Annotated in this window: 10 protein-coding genes; 4 read left to right on the top strand and 6 right to left on the bottom strand. The window is 68.7% G+C overall.

The annotated features are described in order from the left end of the window. Positions 1 to 26: 26 nt before the first annotated feature. The 4 genes from N7573_RS13870 to N7573_RS13855 are packed head-to-tail and all read right to left on the bottom strand — an operon-like array spanning position 27 to position 4,595. Positions 27 to 692 carry a cell envelope integrity protein TolA gene (locus tag N7573_RS13870; protein WP_279943196.1) on the bottom strand — a complete coding sequence of 222 codons (666 nt, stop codon included), beginning with the start codon at positions 690 to 692 and terminating at the stop codon, positions 27 to 29. Between the two features lie 39 nt (positions 693 to 731). Next, entirely contained in the window at positions 732 to 1,145 is a 414-nt protein-coding gene (locus tag N7573_RS13865) for a biopolymer transporter ExbD (RefSeq protein WP_005409874.1), read from the bottom strand. Between the two features lie 10 nt (positions 1,146 to 1,155). Then, a complete protein-coding gene (locus tag N7573_RS13860; protein ID WP_279913773.1) occupies positions 1,156 to 2,940 on the bottom strand; it encodes a MotA/TolQ/ExbB proton channel family protein in 1,785 nt (594 codons plus the stop codon). A 38-nt stretch (positions 2,941 to 2,978) separates the two neighbouring features. Beyond that, entirely contained in the window at positions 2,979 to 4,595 is a 1,617-nt protein-coding gene (locus tag N7573_RS13855) for a ShlB/FhaC/HecB family hemolysin secretion/activation protein (RefSeq protein ID WP_279913771.1), read from the bottom strand. A gap of 201 nt (positions 4,596 to 4,796) precedes the next feature. Here N7573_RS13855 and N7573_RS13850 point away from each other — a divergent pair, with 201 nt between their 5' ends. Further along, positions 4,797 to 5,132 carry a hypothetical protein gene (locus N7573_RS13850; protein ID WP_279913770.1) on the top strand — a complete coding sequence of 112 codons (336 nt, stop codon included), beginning with the start codon at positions 4,797 to 4,799 and terminating at the stop codon, positions 5,130 to 5,132. A 130-nt stretch (positions 5,133 to 5,262) separates the two neighbouring features. Here the strand turns inward: N7573_RS13850 and N7573_RS13845 are convergent, their stop codons facing one another. Next, positions 5,263 to 5,727 carry a general secretion pathway protein gene (locus N7573_RS13845; RefSeq protein WP_279913769.1) on the bottom strand — a complete coding sequence of 155 codons (465 nt, stop codon included), beginning with the start codon at positions 5,725 to 5,727 and terminating at the stop codon, positions 5,263 to 5,265. 103 nt (positions 5,728 to 5,830) lie between these two features. On the opposite strand from N7573_RS13845, the gene gspH reads away from it, so the two are divergent. The 3 genes from gspH to N7573_RS13830 are packed head-to-tail and all read left to right on the top strand — an operon-like array spanning position 5,831 to position 7,247. After that, the gene (gene gspH, locus N7573_RS13840) at positions 5,831 to 6,277 is read left to right on the top strand and encodes a type II secretion system minor pseudopilin GspH (protein ID WP_279913767.1); all 447 of its coding nucleotides are present in this window, start codon (positions 5,831 to 5,833) and stop codon (positions 6,275 to 6,277) included. Beyond that, positions 6,274 to 6,636: a type II secretion system minor pseudopilin GspI gene (gspI, locus tag N7573_RS13835; protein WP_032128115.1), complete on the top strand. Its 363-nt coding sequence runs from the start codon at positions 6,274 to 6,276 to the stop codon at positions 6,634 to 6,636. The genes gspH and gspI overlap by 4 nt, the downstream gene beginning before the upstream one ends. Next, on the top strand, positions 6,633 to 7,247 hold the full coding sequence (locus N7573_RS13830; protein WP_279913766.1) for a prepilin-type N-terminal cleavage/methylation domain-containing protein: 615 nt from the start codon (positions 6,633 to 6,635) through the stop codon (positions 7,245 to 7,247). The genes gspI and N7573_RS13830 overlap by 4 nt, the downstream gene beginning before the upstream one ends. 380 nt (positions 7,248 to 7,627) lie before the next feature. On the opposite strand, the gene N7573_RS13825 is transcribed toward N7573_RS13830, so the two are convergent. Next, positions 7,628 to 20,011: a filamentous haemagglutinin family protein gene (locus tag N7573_RS13825; protein WP_279913330.1), complete on the bottom strand. Its 12,384-nt coding sequence runs from the start codon at positions 20,009 to 20,011 to the stop codon at positions 7,628 to 7,630. Positions 20,012 to 20,125 lie beyond the last annotated feature (114 nt).

Genomic DNA, 20,125 nt, shown 5'->3' with positions numbered 1-20,125 from the left:
AGAAGGGAAATCACGGAGGTCGGGAATCAGGCCCCGGGCCGGCGGCCCTGGATCAGGACGCGGGCGGGGAAATCAAGCGACGGCGGCGGTGCCTGGTCGACCTTGCCGATGCGTCGCAGCGCGTCGAGCACGGCCGCGTCGGCCTCCTCGTTGCCACTACCGCGTACCAGCTCGACCTTCTCCAGGCGGCCATCGCTGGCCAGCCATACGTTCACCTGCAGCTGGAATGCCAGGCGCTTGACCTTGTCGTCGCGCGAGATCGCCTGCTGCATCAGGTAGCCCAGGTAGCGACCGTAGGTGGCGTTGCCAGCGCCACCACGGCCGACGCCGGATGAACCGCCACCACTGCCGGACTGGATACCGAAGTTGTCACCACCGGCCTGCGCGTCGGCATTCATCGTCACCGGATCGCTGTTATCCGGCGTCGGCGTCGGCTCTTCGGCCGGCGTCGGCTGATCCAGCGGCTCCGGTTCGGGCATCGTCTCTTCCGGCGGTGTCTCCGGCTCCGGTGGTTTTTCCGGGGGCGGCGGGGGCGGCGGCGGAGGGGGGGGCAGCGCCAGCATCGGCGGCTGCACCACCGGCCGACGGGTGCTGGCGGTGTCCTTGAACAACAGCCACCACACCGCGATGCCGAGCACCAGCAACGCGGCCAGCACCAGTGCCACGGTCACCAGCAACTGGCGACCGCGCATGCCGGGCTCCGGTCGAGGGGGTTGATGGGCCGTCATGCCTCAACCCTGCGCCTTGCCGGTGACCAGGCCGACCTGGGCCAGCTCCAGCCGCCGCAGCAGGTCCAGCACCTCGACCACGCGGGCGTACTGCACCTGCGCATCACCGCGCACGATCACCGGGAAATCCGGCGTGGTCGCGCGTTCGGTACGCAGCCGGTCTTCCAGCTCGGCCATCGTCACCGGGTAGGCATCCAGGAACACCTGGCCACTGGGGTCGATGGTGATCGCCTTGGTCTTCGGCTTTTCCAGGGCCACGCTGTTGCTGGCCTTCGGCAGGTTGACCTCGATGCCGGGGATGGAGGCGTTGCTGGTCAGGATGAAGATCACCAGCACCACCAGCAGCACGTCGACGAAGGGCGTTACGTTGATGCCCTTCTCGCGCTTCTTGATGCCGAACTTCGCCTTCTGGCCCATGGCGCGCCCCTCAGCCCTGGACCGCGGCCGGGCCGCGCCCGTCCTGCTCTTCGGCCAGGCGCGCGGCGAACTCGTCGATGAACACCGCCATGTCCGCGCCGATCGCTTCGGCACGCGCACCCAGGTAGTTGTAGCCGAACAGTGCCGGGATGGCGACGCCGAGGCCGGCAGCGGTACACAGCAGCGCCGCGGCCATGCCCGGCGCCACCGAGTTGATGTCCACTGCGCCGGCCATCGCCGCCACCACGAACACCAGCATGATGCCGATCACGGTGCCGAACAGGCCCACGTAGGGCGCACCTTCGATGGTGGTCGACAGCCAGTTCATGCGCCGCGCCATCGCCTCCTGCTCGCGCACCATCACCGCATCCATCGAGGCACGGATCGCGGCGATGGTGGCGCCACTCAGGTAGCCACTGTTGCCGTCGCGCTGGTGGCGCTGCTGCATTTCATCGATGGCCACCTGGTAGATGCGCCACAACGAGCCATCGTGCATCGCAGTCGGTGCCTTGCCCTGGCGATCCATGTCCGACAGGGTGCGCAGCGGCACGCCGGACAGCTTGCCGAAACTCTCGGTGAACACCGCATTGGCCTTGCTGGTACGGCCGAAGTGGCGGCTCTTGGCGATCATGATCGCCCACGACAGCAGCATCATCAGGCCAAGGATGGCGACCACCACCCAGGCATCGAACGGCATCGCCTTGAGGATGAAGGCGAAGTGGCTCTGGCCAGCCGACTGCTCGTCGGCACCGTAGCTGATCAGGCGTGAATCGGCGCCCTGCGCGGTGGCGTCGGCCAGCAGCAGCGCCGCCGGGCGTGCCACCCGCGAGACGCGCAGCTCATCCAGCGCTCCTTCGAAGTTGGCCAGCGGCTGCGCCGCACCCGGGGCATCGGCGCCGACCACCGGCGCGCTGCCCAGCGCCGGCAGCTCGCCGCTCAGCTGGGCCACCACACGGCCGTTGAGGTACAGCTGCAACGCGCCCTTCTCCGCCGTCAGCGCCACGTGCGCCCACTGCCCTTCCGGAATCGGCTGTGCAGGCGTGCTGCGCTGGCCGTTGAGCTGCACGAACGGCACCCGGTTCTCGATACCCAGCACCAGCTCGGACGCGCCATCACGACGGGCGTAGATCGCCTGCGCGGCATTGTTGCTGCCCGGCTTGATCCAGGCCGAGACGGTCAGCGGCGCACCCGCTTCCTGGGCCAGCGACGCGCTGGCGGGCAGTGGCAGCGGGCCCGCACCCAGTTGCACGCCACGACCGATCACCGCGCCCTCGGACGGCGGCACGACGGCGCCGGCGTTGTTGCCGTAAGCGGTGGTGTCGCGCGCCGGCGCATTGGCCTCGGCAAAGTGGTAGACCAGCGTGTAGTCCGGGTCGAACACCTGCTGGCCGTTGCCGCTGGCCGGTGCCTTCTCATTGCCGTAGTACATCCAGATCGTCTGCGGCGCGGCGGCGCTGACTGCTGGCACGTCCACCCAGACCAGGGCCAGGCCCAGCTTGGGATCGAACTGTTCGATCTGATGGGCCAGCACGGTGCGGCCATCGCCCGACACGAAGCGCAGGTCGTTGCCCGCGTCCTGGGTACCGTCGAAACCGAAGTTGCCGGTATGCAGGCGCAGCAGCAGCGGCGTGCGGCCCGGGTCACCGGCCAGGCCCGCGCCCTGCGGGCCGGCGTCGACGGTGATCGGCTTGCGGTACTTCCATTCGGCCTGCCACCAATTGGCATCGGCCGCAGCAGCAGGCAACGCAACCAGCGCGGCCAGCAGCAGCAACACTCGGGAAAGCAAACGGTCCATGCGAGGGGTCTCCGGAGAACGCATGTTCAAGGGATGGGTCAGTAACTGGTGCTGATGTTGAAATGCAGGCGCGGGTCGTCCTTGCGCGTGACCGGGCCATCGGCATAGGGCCAGGCGTAGTCCAGGCGCAGCTGCAGGTGCTCACCCAGGCGCAGCTGCGCGCCCAGGCCGACCGAGGCCAGGTTGTACTTGTCACGCTGTTCGGGCAGCGGCTGGCGCAGGCGCAGGTAGGCGGCGTCGGCAAAGCTGTAGACGCGCAGATCCGTGCCGCTCCACAGCGACCACGCCGGGGTACGCCATTCCAGGCTGGCCAGGCCGCCGTAGTCGCCGATCGCCTCGGCCGACAGATAGCCGCGCACGGTGTACATGCCACCGGCGGCGAACTGCTCGGCCGACACCAGCGGTGCGTCGGTCACCTGCAGCGAGCCGCGCGCGTACCACTGCCAATCGCTGCCGAAGGTGTGGGTGTTGGCCACATCGGCCTTGAACGCGATGAAACTGGGGTCCGCCCAGTAGCGCTTCTGCCCGAATCCGATGGCATCGCTGCCATAGCCAAACAGGCGGCGGGTACCGGCCACCAGCTGGGTGTTGATGCTCAACTGATCCTGCTCGCCCTGGCGCACACCGACAAACGCCAGGGTGATCGGCGCGTACTTCAGCGGCGTCTTCAGGCTTTCCTTGCCCATCTGCGTGTCTTCCTCGGTGTCCTTGAAGTCCACGCCGAGGCTGAGCTGGCGCCACCACTGGCTGCTGCCGGCCAGTCGATAGTTGAGCTTGAGACCGATCGAATGGCCGTTGCCAATCACATTGGTTCCGGTGCCGGTACCGACCTGTCCGCCCGCGTTCAGCACGCGGCTGTCGGACTTGTAGCCGGACGCTTCCAGGCTCCACGGCGTGCCCTCGAACGGCATCATGTACGAGGCCGAGAACACCTTGGCCTGCTTGGTATCTTCCGGCGCCAGGTACACGCCGATGTTGGCGCTATGGCCGCGCTTCCACAGGTTGTCGTAGGCCAGCGATGCACTCAGGCGCAGCTTCTCGGTATCGGCGCTGTGGTCGTTGTTGAGTGACGCGCTGGCACGCCACGGCGACTTCTCTTCGACCTGCAGGTCCACATCCATCGTGCCCGGCACCTGGCCCTCGCGCACCAGCGGCATCACCTGGCGACGTCCGCCTTCATTCAGCGCGGTCAGTTCCTTCTGCGCCTGTTCGAAGTCCGGCACCTTGCCCTCGGCAAGTGCCGGCACGCGTTCGCGGATGCGTTCGGGCGATTCGTGCTTCGTGCCTACGACCCGCAGCTGCCCGATCGGCGTCTGCTGCACCTTCAACAGCACGACGCCGCCACTGACCTGCTGCTCGGGCAGCTCGACGTAGACCGACTGGTAGCCTGCCTGCTGGTACAGCGCATTGACGGCATCGCGCGCCTTCTCGACATCGGCCAGGGTCTTGCCCGGGCCGAGGAACGGCTCCACCGCACGTTCGATCTGGCGCGGATCGAGCACGGTGTTGCCGCGCACGATGTATTCATTGATGTTCACGCTGGGCGCAGGCGCCGCGTCCTGCGCGAACAATGGCAGCGGCATCGCGGCCAGAGCCAGCACCAGCGGATGCAGGCGCAGCGGAAGGCGGACGGCTCGGCACGGAACAGGAGTCATCGAAGGCATCGCGTCGTATCGAAGGGAGTGGCCAGGGAGCGGCGCGTGGGTCTATCAACAGGACGTGTACGTCGCGTCAAAACCGCCAACAGTTTTGTGACAGTGCTGTCATCTTTTGACAGCGCCGGAACAGTTGCAGGCGGACACTGTCTTCGCCATACGTCTTCATTGCTGAGCGTCGGTTTTCGCAGGAGATTCAAGATGAGTGAGTCGTTGAAGGCGGGCCTTCGCCCTGCCCTCGCCCTTGCCTTGTTGCTGGCGTTGCCATCGGCCTGGACCGGAGAGGCGAAGAAACAGGACGATGCCGCACCCTGCATCGAAGTACAGGTCAACGGCGAGCGCATTCCCGCCTGGGAGTGCCTGCAACGCAAACTGGCCCCGGCGCCGAAATCGGCGAAGTCACCGGCGCTGCCTGAAGCCGAACGCCTGATGCGGCAGCCGGGCAACCAGCTGATGCAGTACAACCTGGAAGGCACACGACAGCGCATGGGCGATGCCTTTGGTCGTTCGGTGGAACCGCAGCGTCCGGCGCGCTGAGCCTGCGCAGCTGTGGAGCCGGGCCCGCGCTCGGCAGGATTTTGTAGAGTCGAGCCATGCTCCACTGGATTTTGTAGAGTCGAGCCGTGCTCGACTGTTCTTCCAGACGCAGCCGAGCGCGGGCTCGGCTCTACAGGGAGCCGGCGGGCACGATGCCATCGCTTGGCACCGCTGGCAGCGCGGGCACCGGCAGGCTGCGCGTTTGCCCGGCTTGGTTCAGTTCCACAGCGCTGGCGCTGATGCTGGCCAGTACCGTGCAGGGTCCGAGTCGTTGGCCGGGCGCATACGCTTCCGCTGGGCGTCCATCTACCGAGAGCAGGGCCAATGGCGCATGGTCACCCGCCATCACGCCCAGCACGACCACCTCGGTCTGCACCGCGCCGGGAGACAGCAACCGCACCAGTGGCAGGCTGGCCACTGCATCGAACATCGGCCGTACCGGCGCCTCGGCATGCGCTTCGTTCGCGGCCGCCGCTGGCGCCACCGCAGACAGGGTGACGCTCCAATAGGCCACCACGGCCAGCAGCAGCGTCGCCGCCAGCAGGGTCAACATCCGATTCCGATCCCAGCGCCTGCCGTCCATGTTCCACATCATCGCCACGTTCGTGTCCGCCTACGCTAGCAGGTGCGGCTGACGCTTTTGTTTCATCATGCGGGCCTACGCTGGCAGGTATCGGCCAGGACAGGAGGCAACGTCGATGCAGCGTGTGCCGCGTGGGTTCACCCTGCTGGAACTGATGGTGGTGCTGGTGATCATCGGCATCTGCACAGCGGGCATCGGCCTGGGCCTGGGCAGCCTGCTCGACCCGGGCCGGCAGCTGCGGCAGGAAGGCGAACGACTGGCGCAGCGCCTGCAGGTGGCGCGCGACGAGGCCCGCATCGATGGCCGCCCCCTGCGCTGGCAGGCCGACGCCGCTGGCTATCGTTTCAGCCGCCTCGAAGGCAGCCGCTGGGTCACCGTTGAACGCGATGATCTGCTGCGTCCACAGAAGTGGCAGGCTGCAGGCATCGCGGTGCAGCCCACCAACGCCATCGAGCTGAGCCCGGAGTGGATCGGTACCGCCTGGGAGCTTGGACTGTCGCTGGACGGCCGCGCACTGCGTCTTCGTGATGATGGCAGCGGACAATTGCAGGTCGTGCAGTGAAGCAGACGGCGCGCGGATTCACCCTGATCGAGGTGCTGATCGCGCTGGCGATCGTATCGATTGCGCTGGCTGCGGTGATGCGCTCGGTGGCAGTGGCGACCGACGATCAGTCACGGCTGCGCGACCGTCGCCTGGCGCTGTTGTGTGCGCAGGACCGCTGGCAGGAGCTGCGCCTCGCCGGGCAGCCGCCGCAGGATGCCCGGCAGCGCTGTGTGCAGGGACGCGGCAGCTTCCTGGTCCTGCAGCATCTGGGCACCGGCAGCGACGGGCAGCCGCAACTGGAATTGACCGTGGTGGCCGAAGATGCACCGCGGCAGTCGCTGGCCCGGATGCAGCTGCCGTGGACTGCGGCGCAATGAGGCGCGCCGTGCGTGGCTTCACCCTGATCGAGGTGATGATCGCGATCACCATCATGGGCGTGCTGGCGCTGATCTGCTGGCGTGCGCTGGACAGCGTGGCCAACAGCGATCAGCGCCTGCGCCAGGCCGATGCCGAGACCACGACGGCGCTGCGCGTGCTACAGCAGTTCCAGCGCGATATTGAAATGCGTGCCGACGATGCGCTGATGAATGGCGCGGTGCGCCCGGCAGATCGTCCGCAGCGACTGCTGCCCCCGTCGCTGGTGAGCGAGCAGCACCCGGATGGCAGCTTCGCGCTGGAGATCACCCGCAGTGTCGGCAGTGATGGGCGGCACTGGCAGCGGGTGCGCTGGTGGCGGCAGGGCAGCACGCTGTGGCGGGCCAGTGGTGCGGCTACGGACCGGTATCCCCTGCCCGCACCGGATCCGTCGAAGGGCCTTGCGGTGGCGCGCGATGTGCAGCGGTTCGAGGTGCGGGCGTGGCAGCCTGGAACGGGATGGGCCGTGTTGCCGAGCGAGGGCGAGGTATTGCCGGCCACCGGACTTGAACTGCGGTTGGGACTGCGCGATGGGCGCGGGCCGTTGAGTTACCGGCGGGTGCTGGAGTTGTAGGATTCGGTCGTGGTAGCGCATCCACGCATGGCGTGGACCTACGGCCGGGCGGCTCCTGCTGCCACGCCTGCTCTGGTGGGTGCCGACCGTTGGTCGGCACTGAGGCTGTCCGGGCATCCACGCATGGCGAGGATCTACTGCCGACCAAGGTCGGCATCTACCGTGACACATGCGCGCGTCCCTCCTACCGCCGGGTGCTCTCCTGCACCCGGCGGCGCTGTGTCGGTGGTCCTCACCGCTGATGGCCGCTCCCTGCCCTCCGTGCCGTCCTGGCTGGGGCCGCCACCGTTCCCTGGCGGCTGGCCCGATGCTGCAGCCCGATGCGCTGCATCGGGCAATGCGTGCCGACCAAGGTCGGCACCTACCGGGGCGTGCTATGCCTATCGGCGCTGCGTGCCTTCGTCGCGGCTTGCCTGCGGGAACTGGAAGGCGCTGTTGGCGTCGTAGCCGCTGTTGGCGGTCGTGCCGCGCGCCGGCGGCGCAATGCTGCTGGTGCCGCTGCCGAAGCCGAGAATCTGCACGCTGATCACTGACGGCTGGTTGCGCCGTGCGTCGTCCTGGCTCTTGCGCATCACGTCCTGTGCCGCCTGGCTGGCGCTGTTCGCTGCCGCACTGGCCGAAGCCAGCGCATTGACGTTCACCGTGGCCAGCACCGGCAGGCCCTTGCTCTCGCCCTGTACCTGGATGTTGGCGGCGTTGAGCACCTGCAGCGCCGCCAGATTGATGTTGCCCGAGACGCGGATACCGGCCTCACCCGCATCGATGGTGCCCAGCGGCGCGATCAGGTCGACGTCGCCCGGCGGCACTTCGGCGATGGGGTTCAAGGTCGCAATGCCTGCGCCACTGGCGGGAGCCTGCGGCGACAGGATCACATTGCCCCAGCCGTCATAGAGGCGACGCGGTGGCGTGTACAGCAGCGTCGTCTGCGAACCGCGACCGGCATTGATGTCACCCTGCTCCGACCAGGCCAGGATGTCGCCGCCGAACGTGGTCATCACCCGCGACAGGCCCAGCAGGACGCTGTCCTGGCTGAACAGGCGGATATCGCCCTGCCCCTGGGTGACGAGGCCGGCGCTGGCAGGCGGCACCACGCCCTGTACGCCGACCACGATCTGTCCGCCCGGTGCCATCAGTTCGACGTTGCCGCCCGCCTCGGTGCGCACGCCGGAACCGCCGTACATCACGATATCGCCGGTACGGTCGATCGTCGCACCGGCCGCATTCCTGTCCGGCATCAGCGTGGCGATGGCTTCGCGCCCGCGCAGGTAGGAGCCGAAGCGGGGCCCTTCTGCATCGGTGTACTCACGCCCACCTTCGCGCAGTTCGGCGTAGTACACCTGACGCAGGAAGATGCGCTGCTGTTCCTGCGGCAGTGCGTCGAATGCAGCCAGCGCCCCGTCGCCGTCGGCAGCCACGCCGAAGCGCTGCTGCAGCCACTGCTTCAGCTCCTGGTTGTAGACCTTGACTGCCTTGCCCGGCTGCGACGCGAGCGATTGCGCGGGATCGGCAAGGTTGACTGGGTCCAGATAGCGGGCACGCAGGGCCGCGAAATCGATCTGCTGGTTGCCGGCCGTCAACGCGATGCTGGCGCCGGGACGGGCATCGCCCTGCACGATGCCACCGAGGCTGACGATGCTGCCCGCATCCTCCTGGCGCAGCTGGCGGCCGGCACTGATCTCGGTGTCGCCGGGGCCGGCGATGGTCGCGTTCAGATGCACGATGTCGCGGCCCGCCGCCACCACCGTGATGTCGGTGGGCGCGGTGTTCAAAGCGGTCATCGACACCCCGAGGATGTCCCGGCCTGCCCGCAGTTGCACGGCGCCGGCGGCCTCGAACCAGTTCAGCTGCGTGCGCCGCCCCCCGTTGGCATCCAGCGTGCGTTGGGCGCCGGTGGCCAGACCGATGATGTCGCCCTGCACCGCGTAGAAGCGGCTCGGTGCCAGTGCCGCAGAGACCGTGGACAGCGGTGTACCGGGGCCGAAGGCGAACAGCGGAAGCGATGCCTGCGGCGATGCAATGTTGCCGTCCACCGACGGGTTGTGACGCGAGCGGGTCACATTGCCGCTGGAATCCCCCTGCTCGGCCATGAATGCAGGGTCGAAGGGTCCCGGCAGGCGCGCGTCGCTGGCGGAGCGCGCGATCTGGGTCGCGCCACGCTGGGCGAAGATGCCGCCACCGGCCAGGACGTCCAGCCGTCCTGTCGCCGAGGGTGCCAGCAGGATCACATCCTGCGTCCCCGGCGTGGTGCTGATCCGGTGCAGCTTGACGTCGCCCTGCGCAGCAATGGCGCTGAAGCGCGAAGGATAGAGCCAGTAGTTCAGCAGCTCCTCCCGGCTCCCCGGTGCCAGCGCAACCTGCTCGGGCCACAGATTGCTGCCGGTCACGTTATCCGGCCCGGCCAGGCCCGGCGCCAGGTCGCCACCGGCACTGAACAGGTCCACGGCGGTCGTGTCGGTCCACAGGGAGAACCAGGTGCTGCCCGCAGCGCGGCTGCCGTTGTCGTGCACCACCGCGCTGTAGTTGGCCAGTGGAACCCGACCGGCATCGGCGACGCCGCCGAGCACGACGTCACCCCGCGCCTGCAGCTGCGCGACCGCATCGCCCAGCACCAGCACCGGCCCGCCCATCGGGCGAGCGGCGTCGGCGGCGAACAGATCGGCCGCACGCAGCTGGCCCAGCGTCGCGTAGCTTTCCAGGGTGACGCCCATTGCACCGATGCGTCCCGCATCCAGCTGCAGGCTGCCACGCAGATTGCTGAAGGTACCGTTGAGGTCGAGATTCTGTCCCGCCCTGGAGGCATTGAGGCTGGAGAACGTCGCCCGCAGATTCGGATTCAGTGCGCCACCGATACGCAGTTGCAGGTCGCCGCCGCCGGTCAGGTGCAGCTGGCCATCGCTGACCCGGCCGGTCGATCCCACCGCCGCGATGATCGCACCCGAGCGCGGTGCGATCGTCGAGTCCAGCGCGTCACCTATCGCATCGCGCACGCCGGCGTCACGCCCGGCCTCCAGCGTCAAGTTGCCGCCGCCCAATGTACCGAAGCCGGTGAAGCCGACCATCCGCGGAGAGGCGCCAGCAGCAGCGGACACGTTGGTGTAGGCGCCAAAGTTCACCCACCAGCTGGTCGGCACCGGCTCCACGCCGGTGGTGCTGCCGGTTCCCTGCCGCCACAGCCAATTGCCGACCGCGGCACTGGAGTACAGCGCCCAGTCACGCTCGCTGGTGCCCGACTCTGCGCGCCCGGTCCAGACGTCACCGACGATATCTCGCCCGGCTTCGACGCGCAGGTTGCCGCCATGATCGGGATACCAGGCCTGATAGCCGGCCAACGCGGCATCATAGCTGCCCGGCACCAGGTTCGGACCCAGCAGTGCGGTGTTCCTGGGGGCTGCTGCACGGGGCGAATTGAAGGCAGCGTCGCGGCCCTCGCCCAGCGTGGTGGGAGTGCCCGCCGTGTACACACCGAAGCCGGACTTCATCACGACATCACCGGCAGCGAGCAGTTCCAGGTCCCCCTTGCCGGTGCGCAGCACGCTCCAGGCCGGCGTGCCCGCGCGCTTGCCGTAGGTGGTCACTTCGGTCTGCGTGCCACCGCCGGCGCAGTAGCTGGGTGCGGTGCTGCAGAACTCGTCTTCGGTCATGCCGAACATCGCCGCGAAGTCCTTCGCAGGGGTGCCCACGTAGGACTCATCGCCCCAGTAATCCAGCGAGCCCTGCGCGGCCACCTGGCGGGGGGCCGGGCCGCAGTAGTCAGCCGACATCGCACAGAACTCATCTTCGGTGAAGCCGTACATGTCGGCCAGCTCCGCGATCGGACGGCCCGCATAGGAGGTGTCGCCGATCCAGTCCAGCGATGCCCGCTCAGTCAACGCACGATCACCCACCCAAATGATTTCGGTCTTGACCGTACCGATTGAGCCCTGGTGGGTGTCGGCCAGCACCACGCTGCCTTCGGCGCCCCAGCGCCGGCTGCGTGGATCGGCCGCCCCGGAATCGGCACCGGCAACCACGGTCAGGTCCCAAGATGTGGTGCCCTCGGCCAGCATCGGCGCCAGCGCCCAGTTGCGCCCCTGGTTGCCGTTGGCATCGGCCGGCCGCAGATTCACCGGCCCGTTGCCGGGCAGCTCCACCTTGGTCAACGATGGGATGTAGGCGCCCACCTTGAGCTCGACTTCGCGTGCCAGGCGCAGCGCAACCGGCAGCACCGCGCCGGCGGGCCACTCCTGTGCCGCCATCTGTACGGCGCTGCGCAGGCGGAAGCCGGCCCCCAGGCGCGCACCGGCCGCCAGCACCAGCGGCTTCTGCAGCACGGTGCCCGCCGCCAGCGTCTGCCCGGAGTCGGTGGTCACCGCCGCACCCAGCACCGTGCCCGCAGGCAGGCGCAGGGTCTGCGAGATCACCATCGGCGCGGGCAGCACGGTACCGACCGGAAGCGTTACCGATTCGACCGGCACGTCATAGTTCAGGCGGGTGCCGGCCTGGAACTCGGTGCCGGGCTGCAGCTTCACTCCGTCCACCGGCACCACCAGGTCGCCACCGAAGGGGGTGTGCCCGGCGCTGCCATTGCGAGCCTCATACAACTGCCAACCGCCCTCGTCCGGCGTGGACGGCGGCGGTGCGAAACCATCGTTGATGCTGCCATGGACGTTGATGTTGCCTTCGGCGCGCAGTACCAGCGAAGCCGATTCACCGAAGCCACGCCGCGATGGATCGGCGCGGTTGGCTTCGGGCCCGTAGCGGTAGCCGGACAGATCGATGTCGCCGGCAATGGTCAGGTCGCCCTCGGGATTGGCCTCGCTGCGCCGCGCCACCACCTGCACGCCGGGACGCAGGCGGACGTCGCCCAGCGCGGCGGTGCGCTGCTGCAGATCCGGATTGCCCAGCGCGCCATCGATCCAGGCCACGCTGTGCGGATCGACCACCTGGTCCAGCCACTGCTGGGTGACCAGCTGCGCGCGGTTGCCGCGCACATCAGCGGTGCTGGCCAGGGGCGCATCGTCGTAGCGACGGACACCATTGAGCTGGATGTCGGCCGCGCCATCGATGCGCAGGCCGCTGGCCGCAGCAATCGCCGCGTCGTTGCTGCCCAGCCGCGGCACATCGATCTTCAGCGAGCCCCGCGCCATGCCGTCGTTCTGTCCAGGGCCGTCACCGAGGGCAACGTCGCTGCCTGCACGCATGTCCAGGTGCGCCGCGCTGCCCAGACCAACGGCGCCTTCGGCGCTGCCCAGCGTGATGGTGGCCCGGTTCGGACTGTCGATGATCTTGCCATGGCTGTCCACGCGCAGGCCGGTACCGTGCGCGTCCAGCGTGCCGTCCACCTGCAACTGATCACGGGCGTACAGGCGGATGCTGCCGACCTGCTCGCCGCTGGCGTCGATGCGGCCGGCCACGGTCATGCTGCCCGCGTCGACACTGATGTCGACCCGGCGCGCCTTCACTTCGTCGCCGATCCGCAGATCGCCTTCACCGATCTGGAAGCTGCGACCACCGACGACGCCGCCGGCGGTCAATCGCTGGTTGAGGCCGGTGAAGTCTTGCAACTGGCGTGCCCGCACCACAAGTTCACCACCGTCGTAGGGCACCAGCGTGTCACCGGCATCGTAGCGGCCACTGGCGGTGCCCTGCAGATCACCCGCCAGATCGGCTCGGCCGGCCATTGCGGTGACCGTCATGCGCCCGCCGCGGTTGTTGCGGGCGGAAACATCGATGCGGGAGGCCGCATCGGTGCGGATGTCCCCCGTGTCGCTGGACAGCAGGACATCACCGCCCCAGCTGAACTTGTCCACGTCGTACAGCGAGACCTTGCGCCCGGCAAGGTCCAGCGCCGCCCGGCTGCCAAGCGTGATGCCCTCGCGCGCGTTCGCAGACAGCCGTCCTGAAGCCAGCGCGATCGTGCTGTCCAGCGTGATCCGGTTGGCGTCGATGCTCAGCTCACTGCCCAGTGCATCGCCACCCGCCTTACCGGTGCCCCCCTGCAGGCGGAAGTCGCCGCCGGTGCGCACGCGCAGCTGCGCGGCGGGATCGGCGGTCAACAGCGGTGTATCGATACCCAGGCTGCCTCCGCTGTACTGCCAGCCCTTGTCGGCCAGATAGTCGCCGCGCTGCTGGAACACGTCCAGCGTGCCCTGCGCGGAGAACGACAGCTGCTCCGAAGCACTCAGGTTCAGCGCACTAAATCCGAGTACCTGACGGTTGGCAGGCACCTCGGAGCTGGGACGGCTGAACGGGGCGCGCGCCAGCTGCAGGTTGCGGGTGACGATGTCCAGCTGCCCCGCGCCGAGCCGGTCCACCATCGGATCGGCCGGCGGCACCGACGCATCGCTGCCCGGCGCCTGCGTCGCCGCCAGCGAACCGTCCCAGACCAGTGTGTCCACCAGGATGCGCGCACGGTCGCTCGCCGCACCATAGCCATGGATGGCCTGCGCGCCCAGTACCAGCGTCTGCAGGCCACCGCGGCCGGTGGCACTGTCGCGCGCATCCAGGTCGACGCTGCCGAAGACGTTGACCGAATCCCGTGCGACCAGGCTCAGCGTATCCAGCGCCGGTGCGCCGGTGGCATCATTGCCGCGCAGCAGCTGCTGCAGCACGGACTGGTTCATGGTCATGCCATTTGGCAACGCCCCTGCGGCCGCCGCCTGCGCGATCGCCTCGGCGGTGCCGAGGTTGAGCGCCGCCATGCTCACGCCAAGCTGACGCGTGCCATAACGGGCGGAATCGCGCATCTGCAGCACACCATCGGTGGCCACCCCGATGCTGCCATCGGACACCAGCCGTGCCTCGCCTTCGCAGTCGTTCTGGCAGCCGCCGATGTCGATCGCGACCGGCCCGGCCGCCACACCGGTCGTACCGGTGATCAGGTTCAGGCGCTGGTTCGAGACGGCCAGCAGGCCGCCATTGACCTGATAGGGCACGGTCGGCGCGGACGCGCTGTCGCGTGCGAAAGACAAGGTGTCGAGTGTCGCCCCGGCTTCGACCAGGATGCCGCTGCCACCGGACGCCGCAGCCACCAGTATCTCCGGTGCCTGCAGGGTCGCACCGGAGCGGATCGCCACATCGCGCACCGAGCCGGACACCGCCACCAGCGAAGCCGACTCGTTGAACTGTCCGCCGATCACCATGCGTTCCGGCCGCAGCGCATTGAGTGCGTCGTCGGTGAAGGTCGCGCCGCGATCGTGCGCCTGCGACGGACTGCCGGCAGCAGCGACCTCCAGCGAACCCACGGCCGGGCTGGCGAGCGTGGCGACCAAGGTACCGCCGCGTCCCTTTTCATTGGCCGCGGAGAAACGCGCCGTGCCGGCGAAGTCGATGGCCGCGGTTCCCTCGCGACCAGCGCCTTCACCCAGTGCCAGGGTCAGGCCCAGCGCATCGATGGTCTGCCAGCCGCGCGCCTCGCCACGACGGTCGGCGGTGGCCTGCACGAAGCTGTTGTAGCTGGTTTCGTTGTAGCCGGAATGCCGGCGTACCACCGCCGCCGGCGTCAGCAGGATATCGGTGAGCAGCGGCGACGCCACCCCGCCCAGTGCCGATCCCTGCCGGCCGGACACGCGCCAGGTACCGGTGCCGGTCTGGATCGGCTGTGGCACGCCGGAGGTCCCCGTCGCGCCCAGCTCGACGCGGAATGCACCCGGCTGCAGCGCGAAGCTCGCCGGCAGCAATGTGTAGGTGCCCGCAGGCAGGCCGGGAACGCCGGCGGGTACGGTGATCTGCTGGCCCACCGCTGGAGCAGCGAAGCCATCATCACTGCTGGGTGCGAAGCTGCCGGCACGTCCCGGCACGATCGCGTACACCGGGTTGCCGGAGGCACTGAACGCATAGCGCGGGTTGGCATCGGCCAACGCGGTGCGCAGCACGTCGACGGAGCCACCGCGGCCTGAGACGAATGCCGCGCCGGTCAGTTCGCCGCCACCTGACACGTCCAGCAGCGCACCGGCATGCACATCCACGTCGTTGGCGGTAAGGGTCACGCCCTTGGACGCAATGCCGGCCGGCGTCAGTGACTCCAGGCTGCTGCTGCCCCTTCTCCACGACACACCGTCCACGGTACCGCCGTAGGGCAGCGCCAGACCTGCGCCACTGGTGGAGGTGATGCTGCTCGGCAGCACCTCCACCCGGCTGGCGCGTGTGCCGCCCAGGACCAGGCCGCCCAGCTGCAGCGCCCCCATCGGCGCCTGCACGTTGCCGCCCTGCTGCACGGTGGCTGCCACCAGCTGCAACGCGCCCAGCGCTGACTCGGGCGGAGTGGTCGCCGCCGTACCCGTACCCCGGATGCGCAGCACCGCATCCGGATCTGACCAGTATCCGGGCGTCGCCACGGTCGCCGCAGACGCACCCGCGACCAGATAGCCCGTCGCACCGGAGGTGGGGTACAGCCGGGCGGCACTCACGTCCATCGACCCGCTCGCCATCAACGCACTGATCGATCCGCCGTTGGACACCGCGTTGAGCAGCCGCACGTCGCTGCGGCTGTCGAGCACGACCTGGTTGAAGCCGGGCAGCCAGGTGACATCACGGATGTCGATCAGATCAGCCCTCGCCGACAGCACGTGGTCGCCTTCCGCAGCCGACGCCACGGTATCGGTGACCACCAGGTTCTCACCCGGCAGCGACTGCCAGTGCGACTGTGCCAGCAGCAGGTGCGGAGCACTCAGCGAAATGCCGCTGGACTGCGGTGCTGCCACGGCCATGCCGAGGCTTGACTGCCCCTGTCCGTAGATGCGCAGGCTCTGGCCCATGCGCAGGTCGACATCGCCCTCCGCGCGGACGTCACCGAATACGGACAGGGTGTCGAAGCCACCGGCCTGGATCTGCTCCACCGACAGCGCCGCGTGCCCATACTCCAGCCGGTCCGGCAGCACCGCGTCGGCCGGGCTGCGCTGGCTGAGCGTAATGCCGCGCGCGCGCAGCACCTCCTTGCTCGCGCCGCGCGCATGAACACTGCCACCAAAGGCCACGCCCAAGGTGCCGCCATGCGCGCCACTGCCGCCGGCAGAGGCATCCATTGCGCCGTCCAGGTACAGAGCGTTGGCCGAACGCAGCACGATCTGCCCGCCGTCGCTGTCTACCCGGGTGCGCCCCTTCCCGTCGACATCCAACGGCGCCGAGGCGCCCGCTGCCCGCAGCTGCGCGCCACGCTCGAGCACGACGAAGGCTTCAGGCGGACGGTTGTCCACCGACGCGGAGCTCTCCCAGTCGAGCGCGCCGCCGATCTCGATGCGCCCCCCCGCCCGCACCTGTCCCTGCAGGCGGCCACCGGCGTCGGCCAGTGACACCGCATCCGCACTGGCATCCAGCAGCGCACCGTCGGCGAACCGCCAGGTCCGCTCGCTCCGCTGCCCGGCATAGAGCGTGGTCGGCAGGCGCACATCGTCGATGCTGATGCGTCCTCCCTGCGCACGCAGCGTGCCTTCCACATCGATGTTGCCGGCGCCGAGCAGGGAGATCGCCTGCCCCGGGTCGACCTCGATCAGTGCGGCCTTGCCCACCCGCAGGTCGCCGCCGACGCTGTTGCGATCCGAGCGCAGGCTCACGCTGGCACCGCTGCGCTGGCGGACCAGCCCGCTCATCGGATCGGCACTGTAGAGCGGTGCCAGCCAGCTCTCCAGTGCCTCCTTCCGGTCCGTCGCGACGCGCGCGTCTGCGGTCATCCGAAGGCCCGGCATGCGCGCTGCCAGCTGCGTGCCATCGGCAACCTCCAGCCCTTGATGGCCATTGATGTCGTACTGGGCAAAGCCACTGCCGAACAGGCCGGCATCCACCTGCAGCGCTGCTGGGTCCGCCGGATCCGCATCGCCCACCCGCACCCGGCCACCGGTGCCCAGCGAGAACGTGCCGCTGCCCTGGCCACGGCCACTGAACCGGCTCCCCTCGCCCAGCTGCACCCGGCCACTGCCGTCGGTCGCAACTGTGCTGCTGTTCGCCTGCAGGCTGACGCTGCCCCCTTTGCCGATGCGGCCCTTGCCGCGCAGGTCCAACGCGGCGCCGGCCTCCACGTCAACCGTTGCCTCGGCGCCCACGACCACGTCATGACTGTTGCTCAGGCTCAGGCGACCGCCATCCGTCCAGGCACCGCTGGCGTCGAGCGGCATCGCCAGTGACGCATTGCTCCATTCACCGGAGAGATCGATCCGCGTGCCGTCGGCAATGGCGGTGCGGGCGCGGCCATCGTGCAGCAGCGCCGTCGGCCGGCCCTGGACATCCAGCAGGTTGCCCGCCGACAGCTGGCCGCCGGCAATGCCGATGTCGCCTGCCAGTTCCACCTCGCTGCCGGTCAGATTGAGCTGTCCGCCTGCCTGAAGGCGAAGGCTGCCATCGATGCGGATGCGATCGGCGGTCGCCAGGTCGATCCGTCCCCACTGCTGGGCACTCAGCTCTGCGGTATCCAGCCACACTGTGTCACGCCGCTCCTCGTTGACCGGCGCCAGCAGCGACCACGCCGCCTTCGTCGGAGCCTTGTCATCCAGGCGCACCTCCGAGCCGAACACACCGCTGCGGCCCTGGCCGTCGTAGCGCCCCAAGTACAGCTGCGCGTTGCGTGCGGCCGCCGTCTGCGCCTGCGCATAGCCCTCCAGCGCGGAATCCGGCCTGCGGTTCTGCTGCGCGCCTTGGAAGGTGGCAGTCTCAACCTGCCCATCCAGCACCGCGGTCGGTGCGGAGACGATCAGGCGTCCTGCGTCGCGGCCGACCGTGTACCCGTTATCGACACGCTGCGCCGCGAATACGATCGGATCACGGAAGGTCTCGGTGATGCCCCAGCGCTCCTGCTTTACTTCGTGGCCCCTGTACAACCCATCGAACAGCATCTCCGCCGGCGCATCATCGAGGCGGTAGACCTGGCCATCGACGCCGCGCACCCAGCTCTGCCGGATCACGCCGCTCTGCACATCCAGGCTGCCGCCGGCAAGGTTGATGCGTGAGCCGCCATGCGTGATCACTTCCCTGCCGCCCAGCAGGACGGTGCCTCCCTGCGCGGCCCATTCGCCGATCGAGTGCCCCTGGTTGTCGAGGTAGCCGCCCACTTCCAGCAGGCCACCCGCCGCGTACCAGCGCTCACCCTCGTAGCCCCCGGTACCGGCCGGAACGTGGACCAGCCTGCGGCGGTCGACCCAGATCTCGCTGCTGGTCAGCTTGCCGCTGTCGCGGTTGTCCAGGGCGTCGCGCAGTTCGTTGCCCTGCACCTTGACCTGGACATTGTTGCTCTCCATCGACACCTGTACGCCCACTGCGCCGGACACGTCCACGCGCGCGGCGTCGCCTACGTAGCTGCGGGCCGCCGCATCGGCGATGATCTGGCCGCCCGTGGCAACCGTCAGCGAATCCGCACTGAAATGGATGTTGCCACCCGAAACGATCTCCACCCGCGACTGGTCCCGGCGATCATTGTGCTGGGACAGATTGTCGAAGGTTGCCGAGCGCGCGCCGGCGCGGATCGCGTCCTGCTCTGCCGACTCCTTGATGAGGCTGTTGCGCTGGGTATCCAGCACCGTGGCCTTGCCATCGTCCTCGATCAGCACCGCCGTGGTGGCTCCATCGGCAAGCGTGACGCTGCTGCCGGCATCACTGGCCGAAGCCAGAAGATGCACGGTGCCGCGCTGCGCAAGCGTGGTGCTGGCCACGGCCACACCGGCCTGCTCGACGCTGCGCCCGGCCAGGGTCACGTCACCCTCGCGGGCGCGCAGCAGGCCGGTGTTGCGCACGCTGCCAGCCGTGCTGCCAGCGATGAAGCGCGGCGCGATTTCATTGCCGCGGGTGGTGGAGCTGGTATTGGTCGCCGTACCCACGCCGCGCCGGATCACGAAACTGTCACCGGCAGCGAGCTGCACCTGGCCTTTGCGCGCCTCGATCTGGCCGGCGTTCTCCACGCTGTGTCCCGCCAGCAGCACGTAGCCACCGCCGCGCGTCGCACTGGTCGGCTCATGGGTCGCGATGCGGGCGCCCTGCTCCACCATCACCTTGCCGAATGCATCGCTGAGCGCGCTGCTGCTGGCGTCGGGGCTGTACAGGCCGTTGTCGCGGAACTGCGCATCGCTGATCCGCGCTGCGGCTGCCAGCAGGTTGCGTACATTGACCTGGCTGTTGTTGCCGAACACCACGCCATTGCGGTTGGCCAGGAACACCGTGCCGTTGGCGTTGAGCTGCCCCAGGATCTGGCTGGGCCGCGCAGCCGGGTCGTTGACCCGGTTCAGCACGGCCCAGTCAGGGTTCTGCAGGAAGTTCAGCGTGGTGTTACCGCCGATGTTGAAGGTCTCCCAGTTCAGGATCGCCTTGTCCGCGGTCTGCTCGACCGTGACCTGCACCCGTCCGTCGCTGCCCTGCGACTGGATCGCCTCGCGCGCGTTGAGCCAGCCACGGGTCAGCGGGTTCTGGTCGACGCTCAGGCCGTCCTTGCTGAGGCCATCGGCAACGATGAAGCCAGCCTCGCGGCGCGCCTGCCGCGCCTTTTCCTGCAGTCGCTGCTGCAGGGCAATCGCCTGCGCTGCGGTGCCGAGATTGTCGATCGACTGCTGCAGCTTCTGCCGTGCTGCATCCTGCTGCTGGGCCGGCAACTGGAACTGGATCGGCACGCCGTTGGGCATGCGGCCACTCTGTGCCGCGCTGCCCTGGGCCGCACCGCGGTCGGCGAACCAGCCCGGGCTGAACGCCTGCTGCGCTTGGCTGGCCGGGGCCACCATGCTGCCCAGTGCGACCGCGATGGCCCACGCCATCGGATGATTGCGGCGCATCGGCGCGGCCGGATGAAAAGCGGACGGGAGCGGGTGCGACATCGGAACCTCATCAACCTGGTGGGCCGCGGCTGCGGCGACGATCGGGGAGGCACGCGCAACGCATGCCCTGCCACTGATAGACGGTTCACGTGACACGAAGCCGACAGCGAAGCG

Origin of the sequence: Stenotrophomonas sp. GD04054 (assembly GCF_029836955.1) — a bacterium.
GTDB classification, from domain to species: domain Bacteria; phylum Pseudomonadota; class Gammaproteobacteria; order Xanthomonadales; family Xanthomonadaceae; genus Stenotrophomonas; species Stenotrophomonas maltophilia_A.
Note: the sequence above shows the minus strand (reverse complement) of the source record. Positions and strands in the feature narration are given on the sequence as shown.

Bases quoted from the DNA above. Each gene is read 5' to 3' on its own strand.
- N7573_RS13830 (WP_279913766.1), top strand. From the start codon at position 6,633: ATGAGGCGCGCCGTGCGTGGCTTCACCCTGATCGAGGTGATGATCGCG.
- N7573_RS13855 (WP_279913771.1), bottom strand. From the start codon at position 4,595: ATGACTCCTGTTCCGTGCCGAGCCGTCCGCCTTCCGCTGCGCCTGCAT.
- N7573_RS13850 (WP_279913770.1), top strand. From the start codon at position 4,797: ATGAGTGAGTCGTTGAAGGCGGGCCTTCGCCCTGCCCTCGCCCTTGCC.
- N7573_RS13845 (WP_279913769.1), bottom strand. From the start codon at position 5,727: ATGATGTGGAACATGGACGGCAGGCGCTGGGATCGGAATCGGATGTTG.
- N7573_RS13865 (WP_005409874.1), bottom strand. From the start codon at position 1,145: ATGGGCCAGAAGGCGAAGTTCGGCATCAAGAAGCGCGAGAAGGGCATC.
- N7573_RS13870 (WP_279943196.1), bottom strand. From the start codon at position 692: ATGCGCGGTCGCCAGTTGCTGGTGACCGTGGCACTGGTGCTGGCCGCG.
- N7573_RS13860 (WP_279913773.1), bottom strand. From the start codon at position 2,940: ATGGACCGTTTGCTTTCCCGAGTGTTGCTGCTGCTGGCCGCGCTGGTT.
- N7573_RS13825 (WP_279913330.1), bottom strand. From the start codon at position 20,011: ATGTCGCACCCGCTCCCGTCCGCTTTTCATCCGGCCGCGCCGATGCGC.
- gspH (WP_279913767.1), top strand. From the start codon at position 5,831: ATGCAGCGTGTGCCGCGTGGGTTCACCCTGCTGGAACTGATGGTGGTG.